This is a genomic window from Amycolatopsis sp. Hca4, from assembly GCF_013364075.1.
Lineage (GTDB): Bacteria > Actinomycetota > Actinomycetes > Mycobacteriales > Pseudonocardiaceae > Amycolatopsis.
The window spans coordinates 9,835,663-9,850,617 of record NZ_CP054925.1; the positions used below are offsets into that span (position 1 = coordinate 9,835,663).

Sequence of the window (14,955 nt, forward strand, 5' to 3'; positions counted from 1 at the left end):
TCCTCCGGTGCGGCCCGGGTGGGTTGGGATGTGGTCGCTGCGGGCGGTGGGGCCGCTTCCGGCGCTCCGGTCTCGCCCGGGGGTGGGTAAGGGTCGCCGCCGGTGGGCAGCGCCGGGTACTCCGGCCGGTCCCCGAGCCGCTTCGAGCCGCCTTCTCCTGCCCGATGTGCCCCCGCTGCCTCGCGCCGACCGAGGCGCGCAGCGCCGAGCCGCCGTGCTCAGCCGGGCAGGGGCAACGCGATCGTGCCCTCGAAGCGCGGCGTCTCGGCCTCGTCGAGCATCGCCGCGGCGACCGTCGCCCGGCTGATCACCGCCTCGAAGTCCAGCGGTGGCCCCGCTTCCAGCCCGACCGTGCGCCGCTCCGTGCTCTCCGGGCCGTCCGTCAGCAGGCCCGCGTGGAACACCGTGCCGCCCGCGGCGAGGATCGTCGCGTCCGCCTCGACCTTGTCGGCGAGCCGGTCGCCCAGCAGCTTCGCCAGCGTCGCGGCCGCTTCGCCCGCCACCTCCGCCGAACGGCCCGTGCCGTACGCGCCGAGCCAGATGATCCGGGACGGCCCGGCCGCGGCCACCGCCTTGGCTCCCGCCGTCAGCACGCCGGCCCGGTCCGTGCCGAGTCCGGAAAGGACGGTCGAGCCGGCGATGGCCGCGAGGCTCGCGGGATCTTCCACGTCGGCCGCCACCTTGTGCAGCCGGGCCGACGGCGGAACATCGATACGGCCGGGATCCCGGGCGATCGCGGTCACGGTGTGCCCGCGCCGCAAGGCTTCCCGGGTGAGTGCGAGTCCGGTCCGGCCGGACGCCGCGAGGACGGTGAGGTTCATACCGACCACGCTAGGGACACCAGCACTTAACATCAAATGCAAGTTCGGAAAGAATCGATTTACCGTGACGCAAGGGGCGGCCGCCGAGGAGTGCGGCCGCCCCCTGCCTCAGCGGCGGTCCGAGCCGGTCAGCGGCGCCGACGTGTAACGGAGGTACCGGCCCGGCTCGCCGAGCGCGGCCGCGGCCGCGTTGAGGCGCTCCGGCCGCAGGTCGGGCCAGCGGCCGGTGTCGATCCGGGACTCCAGGGCGTGCAACGCCGCCAGGGTCTCCGACGGCCGGAACGCGCAGTGCCCGGCCGCCCCGACGTAGGCCTGGCGCAGCAACGGTTCCCGCCCCGCCGACCGGACCCGCTGGGCGTACCAGTTCTCCTGCTCGACCGGGACGAGGTGGTCCGCGGTGGTGTGGATGGCCAGCGACGGGACGCGCAGCCGCCCGGTCGCCGTGGACGTGCGGGCGAGCGTGCCGATCGCGCGGGCATCGGGGGTGACGTCCGCGTGGCGGGTCAGCTCGGCCAGGTCGGCGTCGAGGTCGAGCCCCGCCGTCCGGTACAGCGCCCGGACCTGCTTCGCCAGCGGGCTGCCGGAGAGCAGCTTCCGGTAGTCGACCCCCCGGTTGGCCGCGCTGTTCCCGCCGGCCGCCTGCTCGATCTCGTACCGGCCGGGCACCACGAACCCGAGCACGAACCCCGCCAGTGCCTGCTGCTGTTGCTCCTCCTGGCCCGCGTGGTCGGCCGGCCCGGGCGGGGCGTCGCCGGTGAGCCACGGCGGCGTGTTCATCAGCGCGGCCCCGAGCGCGATCCGGGCCCGCCCGGCCGCGGTGCCCTGCGCGTCGCTGACGAGCTTCGTCAGCGCCGCGCCCGCCGCGCTCGCTTCCGCGGCGCTCGCGTACCGGACCAGCTTCACCCCCTGCGCCGGTGCGAGCAGGCGGGACAGCGCGTATTCGCCGTCGAGCTGGTAGTTGTTCAGGTTCAGCGCACCCGCGACCAGGCCGCACGTGGTCAGCGCGCCGTCCAGCCGCCGCGCGCCGGACTCCGCTTCCAGTGCGCTGACCAGCCCGCCCATCGACGTGCCCCACGCGATGGTGCGGCGGGGCTCGCCGATCCGGCGGACGAGCTCGTCGAGCGAGGCGAACTGGTCACGCGGTGCGGAAGCGAGCGCCCACAGCGACGGCCCGCTGTAGGACGAGCCGATCAGCGCGTACCCGGCCGCGAGCAGGGCCTGGCCGGTCGGCTCGTCGGGGGCGTTGCGCGCCTGGAGCGGGCCGAAGCCGTGGCTGTAGAGGATGACGGTCCCGTTCCAGGCGGCAGGCACGTCCGCCACCCAGCTCGCGCCGTCGGGCAGCTGCCCGGTGTAGTGCGCGGGGGTGGCGGCCTGCGCCGTGCTCCCGGTGGTGAGGCCGAGCGCGGTCAGCGTGGCCGCGGCGAGGGTGCCGGCCCGGCGGAGCCACCCCTTCATCCGCGCTGCCCTTCCCGCTGGGCGGCCGCGGGGACGCCGGTCTCCGGGGTGAGGTCGCGGCGGTGGGTCTCCCGCAGCGCCAGCACGCAGACGGCGGACAGGACGCAGAAAGCGGCGATGGTCCACGACACCGGCGTGGTCGACCCGCCGCCGTTGGCGCGCTGGAGCTCGGCGAAGATCAGCGGGGCGAACCCGGCGCCGAGCCCGGCGAGCTGGTAGCCCAGCGACGCGCCGGTGTACCGGCTCCCGGTGTCGAAGAGCTCGGAGTAGAGGGCGGCCAGCGGCCCGTACATCATCGGGTGGATCACGCCCTGGCCGATCACCAGTGCCAGCACGAGCAGCAGCCCGCTGCCGTCGCGGACCATCGGGAAGAGCAGGAACCCGAACACCGCCATCGCGGCCACGCCGGCCAGCACGACCGGGCGGCGGCCGATCCGGTCCGAAAGGGCCGACCACAGCAGGATTCCCGCCACCGCGCAGGCCGAAGACAGGGTGAGCGCGTTGAGCACTTCCTGCCGCGGGTGCCCGTGCGCGACGCCGTAAGCGAGCACGAAGGTGGTCAGCGTGGCCTGGACGACGAACGCGGCGAGCCCGACCCCGACCCCGAGCAGCAGCACGCGCGGGTGGTCCCGCAGCACGGCCACCAGCGGCAGCCGCCGCCGTTCTTCCTTGCGGGTGGCCAGGAACGCCGGCGTCTCGTCCACCCGGGAGCGCACGAACAGGCCGATCGCGAGCAGCACGATGCTGAGCAGGAACGGGATCCGCCAGCCCCAGGCGAGGAAGTCGGCCTCGGAGGTCAGCCCCGCGGTGGCGGACATGACCAGCGTCGAGACGACCATGCCGCTCGGCGCGCCGGCGTTGGTGAACGCCGCCCACAGCCCGCGGCGCGTCTTCGCGTGCTCGGCGGACATCAGCACCGCGCCGCCCCACTCGCCGCCGACCGCGATGCCCTGGACGATGCGGAGCAGGACCAGCCCGACCGGGGCGACCGCGCCGATCCGGTCGTAGCCGGGGAGCAGGCCGATGAGGAAGCTCGCGACGCCCATCAGGGTCATCGTCAGCACGAGCATCCGCTTGCGGCCCAGCCGGTCGCCGAAGTGGCCGAAGATCAGGCCGCCGATCGGGCGGGCGAGGTAGCCGGTGGCGAACGTGCCGAAGCTGGCCACCGTGGCCAGTGCCGGATCGAGCTGGGCGAAGAAGACCTTGCCGAAGACCACCGCGCTCGCCGTGGCGTAGAGGAGGAAGTCGTAGTACTCGATGAGGCTGCCGAGGAAGCTCGACGCGACCGCTCTGCGGAGCTGAGTGCTCATGGGGTTCACCCTCGTCGTCGGGGGCGGGGCACTGCGGGGGTCAGGTTCGTCCGGGGGCGGACGACGGGGGAGCGGGCCCCAACGTTAGTCAGGGGCATGACGACCGTCAAGATTCTGCACAACATCAAGTGGCGGCCCGCCGGGTTACGCTGACGCCCGTGACACCCTCCGCCGAGACCGGCTCCGGGCCCCGCCCGAAGTCCGTCATGCTCACGTTCCTGGGCATCCACCTGCTCGGGCGGGCGAGCGCGATCTACTCGGGCAGCGTGATCGACGTGTTCGGCCGGGTCGGCGTCTCGGAGGAGGCGGTGCGCTCGACGCTGACCAGGATGGCGGGCAGCGGGCTGCTGACCCGGCACCGCCACAGCCGCAAGGTCTACTTCGGACTGAGCGAGCGGCTCGCCGCGGTCCTCGAGGACGGCAGGCGGCGCATCTGGGAGACCGGCGCGGTCAACCGTTCCGAGGACGCCGGCTGGACGCTGGTCGGGTTCTCCCTGCCCGACACCCGCCGCGGCGACCGCCACGACCTGCGCCGCCAGCTCACCTGGGCGGGCTTCGGCCTGCTGCAGAACGGGTTGTGGGTCGCCCCCGGCGTCCGCGACGTCACGGCCATCATCGAGCAACTCGGTCTGGACGGGCACGTCACGGTGTTCACGGCGAACCCGGCGAAGCCGACGGAAGCGGCCGAGCTGGTGCGCAAGGCTTTCGACACGGCGACGATCGCCTCGCGCTACCACGACTTCACGGAGAAGTGGGACGGCGGCCAACCGTCCTTTCCGGACGATCTGACGAGCCGGCTGGTGCTGCATTCGGACTGGCTGCACGTGGTCCGCCGGGACCCGCACCTGCCGGCGGGGCACCTGCCGGCCGATTGGCCGGCAATGGAGGCGGAGACGTTGTTCCGCAAGCTGGACGCGGACTTCCGCGAGGGCGCGGACAAGCTGGCGGAGGAGACGCTCGAACTGCTGCCGACGTAGATTCTGCTCGTGAACCCGGGGCGGGCGGCAGCGCCGCCCGCCCCGGGGCACTCACCGGATCAGCGCCGGCACGGGTTGCCCGCCGGGTGCGCGGCGGTGCCGTGCACGTCGGCCTGGGACTCCGCCAGCACGATCTTCGCCAGCGGGGTTTCCAGCGCGACCGCCTGCTGCTTCACGACGCCATTCGCGATGGTCTGGCCGTTCAGCTTCAGCGAGCCGATCACCAGCGCGATGGTCAGCGGCGCCGAGCCCACCGTGACCGGGACGCCGTTGATCTTCAGCGAGGCGACGTTCGAGCTGCCGGTCAGCGCCGGGGCGAGCCCGCCCGGGGCCGGCTGGCAGGTCGCCGCGGCCTGGGACTGGATCACGCCCAGCTCGATCGTCAGCCCGGCCGTGCTGATCACGGTCTTGTCGATCTTGGCCGTCGCCTGCGCGTGGTCACCGGCCGCCGGGGCCGCCGACTGGTTGTCGGGGGCCAGGTCGGTCGACGACGTCAGCGCGTGCGTCTGCACCTTGATCAGGCCGGCGTTGAGCGTCGCGTCGAGGACGGACTTGCTGTCGTCGGCGCAGGGCAGGTTCGCCGGGTTCGCCACGGCCGCGGTGACGCCGATGACGTTCGCGGCGGTGCCGGTGCAGGAGAAGACACCGTCGCGGTCGTCGTCGCGGATCGTGCCGACGCCGGTCGGGTCGACCAGCCCGGCGCCGGCCGGGTTCGACAGCGTCACGGTGAACGTCTCGTCCGGCTCGTCGACGGTGTCCGGGTTGACCAGCACGGTCACCGGCTTGCTCGTCTCGCCGGGCGCGAAGGTCACGTCACCGCCCGCCGCCTGGTAGTCCGCCGGCGCGGTCGCCGTGCCGTTCGCGGTGGCGTAGTGGACCGACACCGGGTTCGGCGAGGCGCCGCCGAGCAGCGACACGGTGAAGGTGGCGGGCACCGGCGCGCCGCCGGAGCCCTCGTCCACCGTGACGTCGTTGATGCTCAAGCCGAGCACGCGCACGGTCGTCGTCTCGACGTACCCGCGGGACACGCCGTCGACCTGGTAGTCGACCGTGCAGTGGTAGGTGCCGGGCGCGGCGTCGGCCGCGGCGGCGACGGTTTCGGTGAACGTGGCGACGTCCCCGCTGGCCACCTTCACGCTCGCCGGGGCGTTGGTGAGCGTCAGCTGCGGATCGCAGGCGGTGACCTTCGGGGCGACCGTGACCTCGATGGACTTGATGCCGTCGAGGATGGCCTGCGACACCTGGTTCGACGGCACGTTGTTCAGCAGCACGCCGCCGGTGGCCGCGGCGATGGCGCTCGCCTGGCCGTCGGCATCCAGGTTGCCGACGTTGACCGCGACCACGCGGACCTTCGCCGCCTTGAGCGCGTCGATGGTCTGGGCCAGGGTGTGCCCGCCGCTGGGGTCGTGCGACGGCGCGTCGCCGAACCAGGCGATGATGCGGGTGCCGTCCGGGCGGAAGGTGACCGCGCCGGTGGCCAGTTCGTAGAGGGCGTTGAGGTCGGCTTCGGGGAGGTCGCCGCCGCCTGCCGCGGCCCACTGGTCGATGCCGGCCTGCACCGCGGCGGTGTTCGCGGTGATGCCCTGATTGACCTTGAAGGGCACGGAGTCGGTGAAGTCCTTGTACTCGGCCACGCCGAACTGGGCGGTCGGCTGCGCGGCGAGCACGTCACCGGTGATGGCGCCGGCGTTGGTTTTGACGTTGGAGATCGCGCCGCCCATGCTGCCGGTCGTGTCCGCGAGCAGCACGAGGTCGGGGTTCGGCGGCACGGCGGAAGTGGTGACGTGCTTGGTGACGTCGGCGCTCTGCCCGGCGGAGAGCGTCAGGTCGACGGTGGCCGGATCGACCCCGGGCGGCGCCGCGGCCGCGACCGCGGCCGGGGTGAGCAAGGCACTGACCGTGGTCAGCGCGACGAACAAGGATCTCCGCGACATGGACTTCCTTTCCGAAGGCCGGATTACTGCGGGTTGCCTCGGGAAGACGGAAAAGGCGGAAATTCGTTAGCGGGCCGGGCGAACGTCACTCGGAGTGCCCTGTGTCAAGGTGCTCAACGGGTCACGGCGGCGGATCCGGGCTACGCAAACCGGGAGTTCACTGGGCCGGAAACTTGAAGATCACCGCGGGGAATTCACTCGATCCAGCGACGAAAGGCAGTGCGTCCGGCACGAACGGTGTCGGCCGTTCGGCGGAACCACGGCGGGTTTCGCGGCGCGGGGAGCGAATTTCCGCCCGAATGCCGTAGCGCCCCGGGCGCTCAGCGGTTCGCGCGGCTCGGCACGCCGAGGTCGGCGAGCACCGCACGGGCCGCCCGGGTGCCGGACGCGAGGGCGCCCTGGAGGGAACTCGTGTCCCGGTGGTCGCCGCACACGTAGAGCCCGTCGCCCAGCCGCACCTCGCGCCGCAGCTCGTGCGGCGGCGGCATCGCCGGGAGCGCGTGCCGGATCTCGTACCGGGCCACCAGCGGCCACCGCGTCGCGTCCGTGCGGTACATCCGGCCCAGCGCCCGGCGCACCTCCGGCTCCGGCAACGCCGTCAACGCCGTCGCGCTCACCAGCGCCGAGCCGGGCGGGGCGTACTCCGGGCACACCTCGCTGAGCACACTTGTGTTGACCACCGGCCCGCCACGGGCGTCGATCACGATCACCGGTTCGCGCAACGGTGAGCGCGGTGGGGCGAAGTACCACGTCGTCCCGCTGTTCCAGCGCGGTTCCCCGACCCCGGCCAGCCGGGCGGCCGCGGCACCGTCGGTCGCCACGACCACCGCGCGGGCCGGCCACACCACGCCGTCGGCCGTGCGGACGCGGCCGGGCCGGACCTCCTCGACCGGGGTGCGCAGGTGGATCGCCGACGTCGGCAGCCGCCCGGCCAGCTGCCGCGGGAGCTCGCCCATGCCCCGTGCCGGCAGCGACGGCGCCGAGCGCACGAAACTGCGCCACACCAGCTGGAAGAACCGGGCCGAGGTGGCCAGTTCCGGTTCCAGGAACACGCCGGAGAGGAACGGCCGGAACACCGTCTCCACCGCCCGTTCGGACACCCCGGCGCGCCGCAGTTCTTCCGCTGTCGTGCGGTCGGCGCGGTCGATCACCGCCTGGGCCGGGCCCGCGGCGACGCGGGCGGTGAACGCGCCGAGCGCCGCCAGGTCCTTCGCCGACAGGTACCGCCGGGCCACGATGTCGCGCAGCGCCTTGGGCGTGTCCACCGGGTTGCCGAGCAGTGAGACGCGGTCGTCGTCGGCCACCCGGACCGCGCGCTGGAACCGGCCCAGCCGCAGGGCGTCGACGTCGACCAGCCGCCGGATCGCCGGGTAGGCCGGGTTGAGGATCTGGAACCCGCGGTCCAGGCGGAAGCCGTCGACTACGTCGGTGCGCACGCGGCCGCCGACGTCGTCCGAGGCCTCCAGCACCGCGCACGGCACGCCGGCCCGGTGCAGCGTGATCGCGGCGGCGAGCCCGGCCAGCCCGGCTCCGGCGATGACGACTTCCGGCACGCCGGTCACCCCCCGAAGTACCGGGTCGAGGCGAGCCGGTTCAGCAGGCCGATCCGGCCGCGGTTGGGCACCGACCGCAGCGGGTGCCCGGCCAGCCCCCAGCCCGCCAGCAGCGTGTTGGCCGCGGCCCAGCCGGTGGTCGCCGCGCGTTCCATCAGCGCGACCGGCAGGTCGATCCGGATGCCGTCGCCGGCCAGCGCCAGCGCCGGGTCGGGGGTCACGACCGTGGGGCGGCGGGCGAAGTCGCCCAGCCCGAACAGCGGGCAGTCCTCGCGCCACAACGAAATCGACGCCGTCACCCGGGCCTCGAGGGTTTCGGGGTAGATCGCGTGCAGCCGGTCGTCCACGGCCTTCACCAGCGTTTCGCGGTCGTCGGTCGCGGCCGCGTACGCGTGCAGTTCGACGACCGAGCCGCCGGTGCCGGCCGCCCACCGGCGGGCCTCGCCCTCGTAGCGGTCGAGCAGGCTGATGTTGTCCAGCGGCGGCACGCTGCCGGTGCCGAGGAACGGCGGCCGCGCCGCGTCGACGGGCCGGTCGAGCCAGAGCCTGCGGACGAGGAACGGCGGTGCCGTGCGCAACCCGGCCACGGCCTCCCGCCACTCCGGCGTCCCGAGCGTCGGCGACGCTTCGACGATCGACTGCAACCCGCGCACGGAACAGGCGAGCACGACGGTGTCGAACTGCCCGCTCCCGTGGGACGTCGTGACGGCGAACCCGTCGGACGTGCGCTCGAGCGCCGCCACCGGGGTGCCGGTCCGGATGGTCACCCGCCGGTCGGCCAGGTAGCCGGCCAGCGGGTCCCACAGCGCCTGGGGGAACGGCTCGGTCGGCACGTCGAACACCAGGCCCTCGCTGGAGCCGAGGAAGTAGAGGTGGAACATGGTCGCGAGCTCCGCCGCGGACAGCTCGCGCGGATCGGCGAAGAAGCTGCGCGAGAACACCTCGAAGGCCAGGTGCTTGGCCGCGTCCGGGAAGTTGATCGCGTCGAGGAAGCTCGCCGCGTCGGTTTCGTCGAGCCGGCGGTAGGTCTCCGGGACGCTGACCGTGGCCAGCGGCAGGGCGCCGCGGCCGTTGATGCGGACCAGGTCCTTCGGCGTGAACGTCGGGCTGCGCCAGGCGAACGCCAGCGCGTTCCACGGCGGCGTGCGGGGGAGACCGGCGAAGGTGTCCGTGCGGCCCTGGGCGTCCAGTAGCGGGTAGTCGGCCAGCGGGGTCAGCCGGTCGAGCCGCGGATCGGTGCGCATGAGCAGTGACCGCAGGTTGTAGTACTGGCGGAAGAAGGCGTGGAAGCCCCGGCTCATGGTGACGCCGGTGCCGTCCGGCAGCCGGTCCGCCCAGCCGCCGACCCGCCCGCCGAGGAAGCCGTCGCGCTCGAAGAGCGTCACCGTGACGCCGCGCTCGGCCAGCCCGGTGGCCGCGGTGAGGCCCGCGATGCCGCCGCCGACGACCGCCGCGGTCGGGCGGCGGCCGAGCAGCCCGGCGTCGGCCAGGCCGGGTGCGGCCGGGTGCGTCTCGATCCGGCGGTCGGTGCCGAGGGGGCGGGTCACGGGTGCTCCTGCGGGTTGGTGCCGAGGACGGTGTGGACGATGCCGTGCTGCCAGCCGGGCACCGTGCCGGTGCGGACGTCGGTGAAGCCGGCGTCGGTGAGCCTGCCGCAGAGCGCCGCGATCCCGTCGAACTCGAGGACGCTGCGGCGCAGGTGGCGGTAGAGGGTCGCGTCGCCGGTGGTGACCTTCCCGAGCGGGATGATCACGCCGGCGCAGACGGCGTTCCACACCCAGCGGGCGCGCGCCGAATCCCGCACGGAGTACTCGTGGATCGCGATGCGGCCGCCGGGCTTCAGCAGCCCGCGCAGCCGCCGCAGCTGCGTGGCCGGGTCGGTCAGGTTGCGCAGCAGGTACGCCGCCAGGATCGCGTCGAACGGCCCGGAAACGCCGTCGAGGTCCTCCACCGGCGTGTGGACGAAGGTGACGCCGTCCGGCCAGTCCTTCGCCCTGGCCTGCGCGAGCATCTCCCCGGAGGCGTCGAACGCGGTGATCGCGGCGCCGGGCACGGTCGACACCAGCGCGGCCGTCGACGCGCCGGTGCCGCAGCCGGCGTCCAGCAGCCGCAGGCCCGTCCCGTCCGGCGGCAGCTCCAGCCGCCGGGCCGAGAGCCGCAGGTGCTCGTGGTAGCCGGGGTTGGCGCCGACCAGCTTGTCGTACCACCGCGCTTCGGTGTCGAACGCCGACGGCACCGCACCGCGCGGGAGACCGTCCTTGGCCATCGCGTTCACGCTCGCTCCTCCCGGGGACCGGTTCGTTCCCACACCAGCAGCACCGCGGTCACCAGCGCGAAGCCGAAGAGGAAGTCTTCGACCGGGATGTCCCACGGGAAGCGCCAGCCGCTGATGTGCTGCGGGGCGTAGCGCACGATCGGGTCGGAGAGCTTGGTCAGCCAGCCGTCCACCGGGATCTGGAACGCCGTCACGATGGCGATGGTGATCCAGTACGCCAGGCGCCGGAACAGGCCCGTGCGCAGCAGGAAGAGCTCGGCCAGCACGACCGCGGCCACGGCGGCGACCGCCGGCACGGTGTAGCCCCACGGGATCACCGGCGCGCCTCCTGCCGGACGAGCCGCCGGAGCACCGCGAGGGTGAGCTGGACGATCTCGTAGGTCAGCACCCCGCAGACCGGGATCACCACGAAGAACAGGATTTCCTCCAGCGGCACGGAAAACGGGGCCCGGATGCCGGTGACGTGCTCGGGCGCGTAGTCCCAGACACCGGCCGCGATCGCCACCGCGTCCCAGACCAGGAACACCAGCGCGACCGGCAGCACCGCGCGGGCCAGCCGCCGCGGCTGCCGGTAGACCCGCGCGCCCGCGATCTCCAGCGGCAGCGTGACCAGGACGCACGCGGCCAGCACGACCAGGTATTCGGCCTTGCCCACCTCAGCCCACCGCCACCGGCTGCACCGGCGCGGGGTGGCGCCGCCGCGCCCACTGCGTCCGCGCGACCGCCCCGCACGCCACCGCCAGCCGCTGCCCGCGCGAAACCGCCGCGCGCCCGGCGAAGACGTCGTGGCCGGCGGCCTCGATGCGGTCGAGGATGCCGCCGTAGAGCCGCGCCGCGGTGGCCACGCACGGGCGGGAGATCGGGTGCAGCATGGCGATGCCCGGCCGCGCTTCGGCGTAGATGTCGCGGGTGACGGCGATCTGGTTGCGGATCGCGGCCCGGACCCGCTGGTCGGCCCGGCCCTCCTTGGCGCACCACTGAAGCCGGTCGCGGTCGACGCCGTGCACGGCCAGTTCGTCGGCGGGCAGGTAGACCCGGCCGCGGCCGAGGTCCTCGGCGACGTCGCGCAGGAAGTTGGTGAGCTGGAAGGCCTTCCCCAGCGCGGCGGCCCGCGGCTCGGCCTCTTCGCGCGGGGCGACGGTGCCCAGCACCGGCAGCACCTGCAGGCCGATCACCTCGGCCGAACCGTGCACGTAGGTGTCCAGCTCTTCGCGGGTGGCGTAGCCGTCGACGGTGAGGTCCATCCGCATCGAGGTGAAGAACGCCTCGAAGTACGCCTTGGCGAGGGTGTACCGGGCCGCCGTGTCGATCACCGCGGTCAGCAGCGGGTCGTCGCTCGCACCGGCGTCCAGGTCGGCGAGGAAGCGCTTCTCGACTTCCTGCAGGCGCGTGTCGAGGGTTTCGGGGGTGGCATCGTCTTCGGGCTCGTCGACGATGTCGTCGAGCCAGCGGGCGAAGCCGTAGAGCGCGTGGATCGCCGGTCGCTGCGCCGGGGTGAGCAGGCGCGTCGCGAGGAAGTAGGTGCGGCCGTGCCGGGCGTTGAGCTCGCGGCACCAGGTGTAGGCGGCACGCAGCTCCGGCTCGCGGATGCCGGCGGCGTCGAGTTCACGTCGGGTCATCGGGTCCCTCCGGTGATCCGGTCGGCAGCCAGTCTGCCGGAGATGAGCACGGTCGGCACGCCGACGCCCGGCACGGTGGCGCCACCGGCCAGGACGGCGTTGTCCGTCCCGCGGGGGAGGTTCCGCGGCCGGAACGGGCCGGTCTGCCCGAAGGAGTGGGCATAGCTGAAGGGGGTCCCGGCGACCAGGCCGCGCTCCGCCCACTCGGCCGGGCCGATGACGTGGGTGAAATCCGGGGTGAAGCCGGGCAGCAGCCGCGTCCGGGCCACGTCGAGGACTTCTTCGGCGTAGGAATCCGTTTCGGCGGCCCAGTCCGCGGGGCCGCGGTCGAGGTTGGGCACCGGGGCGAGCACGGAGTAGAGCTGGCGGCCCGGTGGGGCGAGCCCGGGGTCGGACGCGGTCGGCCGGGTGATCAGCAGCGACGGATCGCTCATCCGCTTCCCCTGGGTGATGAGCTCGTCGAAGGTCGAGCGCCAGCCCTGCCCGAAGGAGATCGTGTGGTGCGCGACCTCCGGCTGTGTCCCGGGGCCGCCGGCGTGCACGATGAGCGCGGACGGCGCGGCCCGCAGCGCGACCGGCCGCCGCGGCTGCCGCCCGAGCAGCCGGTAGCTCTCCGGCAGTTCGGTGGTGAGCACGACGGCGTCGCACGGGTACCGGGACCCGGCGGCGGTGCGCACGGCGGTGACCCGCGACCCGGAGCGTTCCAGTTCGCGCACGGCGTCGCCGTAGGCGAACTTGACCCCGGCGTCGGCCGCGACGCGGGCGAGCGCCTGCGGCAGGGCGGCGATCCCGCCGGGCGGGAAGTACACCCCGCCGACGGTGTCCATGTAGGAGATCACCGCGTAGAGGGCCAGTGCGTGCATCGGGGATTCGCCGGCGTAGAGCGCCTGGAAGGTGAACACGCGTTTCAGGCGCTCGTCGCTGAGGAACCGGCCGACCTGGCCGTCGAGCCGCCGGAAGCCGCCCAGCGCGACGAGCCGGGCCAGCTCGGGCCGGAGCATGCCGAGCGGGGAGTCGATGTTCGCGTCGATGAACCGGCCGAACTCGGCCCGGTAGAGCCGGGTGAGCCAGTCGCGCAGGCGGGTGTAGCCCGCCGCCTCGGCGGGCCCGGCAAACTCGCGGACGGCCTCGGCCATCGCGGCGCCGTCGGTGTGCACCGGCAGCGTGCTGCCGTCGGCGAACTGGGCGACGTAGGCGGGATCGAGCCGGGTGAGCGGCAGTTCGGTGCTGAAGTCGGCCCCGACGGCGGCGAAGGTGTCGGCGAGGATGGACGGCATGGTCAGCACGGTGGGGCCGGTGTCGAGCAGGTAGCCGTCGCGTGCGACCCGCCCGGCGCGCCCACCGGGGCCGGCATCCCGTTCGACGACGGTGACTTCCCGCCCGCGCCCGGCGAGGTGCAGGGCGGCGGCGAGCCCGGAGAGCCCGGCGCCCACGACGACGACGCGGTTCACCGGGCCGGGCACGGTCTTCATCGGTCACCCTCCACGCCTCGGCGGGCAGTGGTCGCGCAAGTGCGGCCGGCGCGCTCGCGGATCGGACGGTGGGGCGTGGGCCGTGCTGCGTGGCGCGGCCGGCAAGCAGGCCGGCGGCCCGCTGCCGTGGCGGCGTGTTCGCCGGCGATGTGGCCCGTCATCGGTCGCGCTCCGTGCAGCGGGCCGCCAGCGCGGCGAGCAGGTCGACGGCGTGGCCGGGGATCACCGCCGGGTCGATGGCCGCCATGGCCTTGTCCGCCCGCTCGCGGATCAGCTCGCCCATCCGCTCGCGCGCGCCGGTGGCCTCGATCAGCTCCCGCCACCGCTCGACCGCCTCGTCGTCCACCGCGTCCAGGTCGATCAGCTCGGCGAACTCGGCTTGGCGGCGGCGGTCGGCCATCGCCGCGGCCAGCACGACCACGCTGGAAGCCTTGCGCTCGCGCAGGTCCTGCCCGGCCGGTTTGCCCGTGACCACCGGATCGCCGAACACGCCCAGCAGGTCGTCGCGCAGCTGGAACGCCTCGCCCACCAGGCCGCCGAACTCGCCCAGCCCGGCCAGCACCTCCGGGCCGCAGCCGGCCAGCGCCGCGCCGAACTCCAGCGGGCGCCGGACCGTGTAGTTGCCGGACTTGCGGCGCAGGACGTCGAGCAGCGTGTCCCAGCTGGGCAGTGCCCGTGCGTCGTTCACCAGGTCGGCGAGCTGGCCGACCGCCAGCTCGGCCCGCATCGCGTCGTAGTGTGGCCAGCCGCGCGCCAGCTGCTCCGCCGCGAGCCCGCTCTCCCGCAGCATCTGCTCCGACCACACCAGGAACAGGTCGCCGAACAGGATCGCGGCGGACTCGCCGAACCGCGGTGCCGAGCCGGCCCAGCCCTGCTCCTCGTGCCACCGGGCGAACCGGACGTGCAGCGCGGTGCGGCCGCGGCGCAGCTCGGCGCCGTCCATCACGTCGTCCTGGACGAGGGCGAAGCAGTGCAGCAGTTCCAGCGCGGCGACCGCGCGGACGGCGGCGTCGGAATCCGGTTGCCCGCACCGCCACCCGACGTAGGCGAATAGCGGGCGGAGACATTTTCCGCCCGCCACGAACTCCGGCACCACGGTTTCCGCAAGCGTTCCCTCGCTGCGCCCGGAAAAATGTTCCGCCGCTCGCGCGCTCACGAATCCGTGCGCTGCGGCGAGGCAGCGGCGGCCCAGCGCGTCCAGCTGCTCGGCGGGTGCCTCGTCCGCGGGGGTCACCCCCGTCGTCATGGTCGCGGTCATCCGCCCCTCCCGGTGTCGGCCATTCGATTCGCAACCGTTTCACATGTGGTGTAGCTTGTCTACTTGAACCCGGTGAAAACCGGGTAACCACCGTCGAACCCGCCGGTATGCCCGCGCGGTCGCCGAAGTTCGCGCGGCGGCGCGGATCGGCGTGGCTCGGCGTGGATCGGTGCCGAAACGCAAGACCACCCCGTGGCCGGGAGGGCGATGCCACACGCCGTCCCGGCGGGCCCGTCGTCACACCCCTCGGACGCGGGCCGCGCACCCGGCGGCGCCCCGCC

13 protein-coding genes are annotated in these 14,955 nt (G+C 73.8%); 1 reads left to right on the top strand and 12 read right to left on the bottom strand.

Features of this window, described 5'->3' with window-relative positions; all coding sequences use genetic code 11:
* Positions 1 to 218: 218 nt before the first annotated feature.
* From HUT10_RS44510 to HUT10_RS44520, 3 genes are all read right to left on the bottom strand, one after another.
* Positions 219 to 821, bottom strand: a complete 603-nt coding sequence (locus tag HUT10_RS44510) for an NAD(P)-dependent oxidoreductase (protein ID WP_176176711.1) — start codon at positions 819 to 821, stop codon at positions 219 to 221.
* Between the two features lie 108 nt (positions 822 to 929).
* Positions 930 to 2,276 carry an alpha/beta hydrolase gene (locus HUT10_RS44515; RefSeq protein ID WP_176176712.1) on the bottom strand — a complete coding sequence of 449 codons (1,347 nt, stop codon included), beginning with the start codon at positions 2,274 to 2,276 and terminating at the stop codon, positions 930 to 932.
* Positions 2,273 to 3,586, bottom strand: coding sequence for an MFS transporter (locus tag HUT10_RS44520; protein WP_176176713.1), 1,314 nt, complete (start codon positions 3,584 to 3,586; stop codon positions 2,273 to 2,275). Before HUT10_RS44520 ends, HUT10_RS44515 begins: the two co-directional genes overlap by 4 nt.
* A gap of 158 nt (positions 3,587 to 3,744) precedes the next feature.
* Between HUT10_RS44520 and HUT10_RS44525 the strand changes: the two genes are divergently transcribed.
* Positions 3,745 to 4,563, top strand: a complete 819-nt coding sequence (locus HUT10_RS44525; RefSeq protein WP_254897300.1) for a PaaX family transcriptional regulator C-terminal domain-containing protein — start codon at positions 3,745 to 3,747, stop codon at positions 4,561 to 4,563.
* 59 nt (positions 4,564 to 4,622) lie between these two features.
* Here HUT10_RS44525 and HUT10_RS44530 read toward each other — a convergent pair whose 3' ends face one another.
* From HUT10_RS44530 to HUT10_RS44570, 9 genes are all read right to left on the bottom strand, one after another.
* Positions 4,623 to 6,497 carry a Calx-beta domain-containing protein gene (locus HUT10_RS44530; RefSeq protein ID WP_176176714.1) on the bottom strand — a complete coding sequence of 625 codons (1,875 nt, stop codon included), beginning with the start codon at positions 6,495 to 6,497 and terminating at the stop codon, positions 4,623 to 4,625.
* A gap of 320 nt (positions 6,498 to 6,817) precedes the next feature.
* On the bottom strand, positions 6,818 to 8,059 hold the full coding sequence (locus HUT10_RS44535; RefSeq protein WP_176176715.1) for an NAD(P)/FAD-dependent oxidoreductase: 1,242 nt from the start codon (positions 8,057 to 8,059) through the stop codon (positions 6,818 to 6,820).
* Positions 8,056 to 9,597 (bottom strand): NAD(P)/FAD-dependent oxidoreductase, encoded by a 1,542-nt coding sequence (locus HUT10_RS44540; protein ID WP_176176716.1) that lies wholly within the window; start codon positions 9,595 to 9,597, stop codon positions 8,056 to 8,058. The genes HUT10_RS44535 and HUT10_RS44540 overlap by 4 nt, the downstream gene beginning before the upstream one ends.
* The gene (locus tag HUT10_RS44545; protein WP_176176717.1) at positions 9,594 to 10,325 is read right to left on the bottom strand and encodes a class I SAM-dependent methyltransferase; all 732 of its coding nucleotides are present in this window, start codon (positions 10,323 to 10,325) and stop codon (positions 9,594 to 9,596) included. The genes HUT10_RS44540 and HUT10_RS44545 overlap by 4 nt, the downstream gene beginning before the upstream one ends.
* Entirely contained in the window at positions 10,322 to 10,642 is a 321-nt protein-coding gene (locus HUT10_RS44550; RefSeq protein WP_176176718.1) for a lycopene cyclase domain-containing protein, read from the bottom strand. The genes HUT10_RS44545 and HUT10_RS44550 overlap by 4 nt, the downstream gene beginning before the upstream one ends.
* Positions 10,639 to 10,980: a lycopene cyclase domain-containing protein gene (locus HUT10_RS44555; protein ID WP_176176719.1), complete on the bottom strand. Its 342-nt coding sequence runs from the start codon at positions 10,978 to 10,980 to the stop codon at positions 10,639 to 10,641. The genes HUT10_RS44550 and HUT10_RS44555 overlap by 4 nt, the downstream gene beginning before the upstream one ends.
* Position 10,981: 1 nt before the next feature.
* Positions 10,982 to 11,944 (bottom strand): phytoene/squalene synthase family protein, encoded by a 963-nt coding sequence (locus tag HUT10_RS44560; RefSeq protein ID WP_176176720.1) that lies wholly within the window; start codon positions 11,942 to 11,944, stop codon positions 10,982 to 10,984.
* Positions 11,941 to 13,416 (bottom strand): phytoene desaturase family protein, encoded by a 1,476-nt coding sequence (gene crtI / locus HUT10_RS44565; protein ID WP_176176721.1) that lies wholly within the window; start codon positions 13,414 to 13,416, stop codon positions 11,941 to 11,943. Before crtI ends, HUT10_RS44560 begins: the two co-directional genes overlap by 4 nt.
* Positions 13,417 to 13,573: 157 nt before the next feature.
* Positions 13,574 to 14,674, bottom strand: coding sequence for a polyprenyl synthetase family protein (locus HUT10_RS44570; RefSeq protein WP_176176722.1), 1,101 nt, complete (start codon positions 14,672 to 14,674; stop codon positions 13,574 to 13,576).
* Between the last annotated feature and the right edge of the window lie 281 nt (positions 14,675 to 14,955).

What these genes read in the sequence shown, in the direction of transcription:
- HUT10_RS44510 (WP_176176711.1), bottom strand. Translation starts at nt 821, where the DNA reads ATGAACCTCACCGTCCTCGCGGCGTCCGGCCGGACCGGACTCGCACTC.
- HUT10_RS44515 (WP_176176712.1), bottom strand. Translation starts at nt 2,276, where the DNA reads ATGAAGGGGTGGCTCCGCCGGGCCGGCACCCTCGCCGCGGCCACGCTG.
- HUT10_RS44520 (WP_176176713.1), bottom strand. Translation starts at nt 3,586, where the DNA reads ATGAGCACTCAGCTCCGCAGAGCGGTCGCGTCGAGCTTCCTCGGCAGC.
- HUT10_RS44530 (WP_176176714.1), bottom strand. Translation starts at nt 6,497, where the DNA reads ATGTCGCGGAGATCCTTGTTCGTCGCGCTGACCACGGTCAGTGCCTTG.
- HUT10_RS44560 (WP_176176720.1), bottom strand. Translation starts at nt 11,944, where the DNA reads ATGACCCGACGTGAACTCGACGCCGCCGGCATCCGCGAGCCGGAGCTG.
- crtI (WP_176176721.1), bottom strand. Translation starts at nt 13,416, where the DNA reads ATGAAGACCGTGCCCGGCCCGGTGAACCGCGTCGTCGTCGTGGGCGCC.
- HUT10_RS44570 (WP_176176722.1), bottom strand. Translation starts at nt 14,674, where the DNA reads ATGACCGCGACCATGACGACGGGGGTGACCCCCGCGGACGAGGCACCC.